At 63.9% G+C, this 1,904-nt stretch carries 2 protein-coding genes; both read left to right on the plus strand.

The features are described 5' to 3' along the window. A partial coding sequence (gene istA, locus XI08_RS10040; RefSeq protein WP_271574292.1) for an IS21-like element ISBj11 family transposase occupies nt 1-1,158 on the plus strand: 1,158 nt, incomplete at its 5' end. Further along, nucleotides 1,155-1,904 (plus strand): IS21-like element ISBj11 family helper ATPase IstB (gene istB, locus XI08_RS10045; RefSeq protein ID WP_271574293.1); only part of this gene is annotated, 750 nt, incomplete at its 3' end. The genes istA and istB, both read left to right, overlap by 4 nt.

The following is a 1,904-nucleotide window of genomic DNA, read 5'->3' on the forward strand; positions in this document are numbered from 1 at the left end:
GAGGTCATCTTCCGCCAGACCCACGAACCCGGTCAGCGCGGCCTGTCCGACTTCACCGACATGGGCGAATTGGGTGTCACGATCGCGGGCGTACCGCTCGACCATCGTCTCTATCACTTCCGGCTGGCCTATTCCGGGTTTGAGCACGCCCATGTCGTGCTCGGCGGTGAGAGCTTCGTCGCTCTGGCCGAAGGCCTGCAGAATGCCTTGTGGTCACTCGGTGGGGCGCCACGGGAGCATCGCACCGACAGCCTGTCGGCCGCCTTTTGCAATCTCGACCGCGACGCCAAAGACGATCTGACGCGGCGATACGAAGACCTCTGTGCCCATTACGGCATGCGGCCTTCCCGCAACAATCGTGGCATCGCCCACGAGAACGGGGCGATCGAGAGTTCGCATGGTCATCTCAAGCGAGCGATCGGCGACGCGCTGTTGCTGCGTGGCACCGCCGACTTCGACGATCTGGCTGCCTATCGTGGCTTCATCGATGAGATCGCCAGCCGCCGCAATGCCCGCAACGCCAAGCGGATCGACAGTGAACGTAGCGCACTTCAGGATCTGCCGGACCGCCGCACGTCGGACTATGAAGAGGTGATCGTCCACGTGACGTCGTCCGGCGGCTTCACCTTGCGCAAGGTGTTCTACACGGTGCCGTCGCGCTTGATCGGCCATCGGCTGCGGGTGCGCCTGTATGACGATCACCTCGACGTGTTTGTCGGCGGCACGCATCTCCTCACCTTGCCGCGCGGGCGGCCGCATCCCAATGGCAAGCACGATCAGGTCGTCGATTATCGGCACGTGATCCATTCCTTGCGGCGCAAGCCGATGGCGCTCCTCAACCTGGTCTACCGCGACCAGCTGTTCCCCCGGGAAGCTTACCGCCGAGCCTTCGACGTCTTGCGCAAACGCTTGCCGGACAAGAAGGCCTGCCGGATCATGGTCGATCTCCTCGCACTCGCCCATGAGCGCGGTTGCGAGGCCGAACTCGCCAATCAGCTCACGGCCGACCTGAACGACGGCCGGCTGCCCGACCTCAACCGGCTACGTACTCACTTCGCCCCGGATCCCGCCCAGGTGCCGAACGTCGTGGTACGCCTCGCACCGCTCGCCACCTATGAATGCCTCATCGGTACCGCCGAGATCGGAGGCGCCGCATGAGCACAACCAACGTAGTCGACACCGCGCGCCTCAATCTGTTGCTCAACGAGCTGCGGCTGCCCGCCATCAAGGCGCTGTGGCCGCAATTTGCCGAGCAATCCGATAAAGAAGGCTGGCCGGCGGCGCGCTTCCTCGCCACCATTGCCGAGCACGAGATCGCTGAGCGCGGCCGCCGCCGCATCGAGCGCCATCTCGTCGAGGCGCGGCTGCCTACCGGAAAGACCTTTGACAGCTTCGACTTCGAGGCCGTGCCGATGATCTCCAAGGCGCAAATGACCGCGCTCGCCGCCGGCGACGGCTGGCTCGGCAAGGGCGCCAATCTGCTGCTGTTTGGTCCGCCCGGTGGAGGCAAGAGCCACTTGGCGGCAGCAATCGGCTTGGCCCTCATCGAGAACGGATGGCGCGTCCTGTTCACCCGCACCACCGATCTCGTGCAGAAGCTCCAGGTGGCTCGCCGCGAGCTCAACCTCGAGGGCGCCATCAACCGCCTCGATCGCTTCGATCTCGTCATCTTGGACGATCTTGCCTATGTCACCAAGGACCAGGCCGAGACCAGTGTGCTGTTCGAGCTCATCAGCGCACGCTACGAGCGACGCTCTTTGCTGATCACCGCCAATCAGCCCTTTGGAGAATGGAACAAGGTCTTTCCGGACCCAGCTATGACCCTCGCGGCGATCGATCGCCTTGTTCACCACGCCACCATCGTCGAGATGAACGTCGAGAGCTATCGCAGGCGGACTGCCCTC

Source organism: Bradyrhizobium sp. CCBAU 11361 (assembly GCF_028128935.1).
Classification (GTDB): domain Bacteria; phylum Pseudomonadota; class Alphaproteobacteria; order Rhizobiales; family Xanthobacteraceae; genus Bradyrhizobium; species Bradyrhizobium niftali.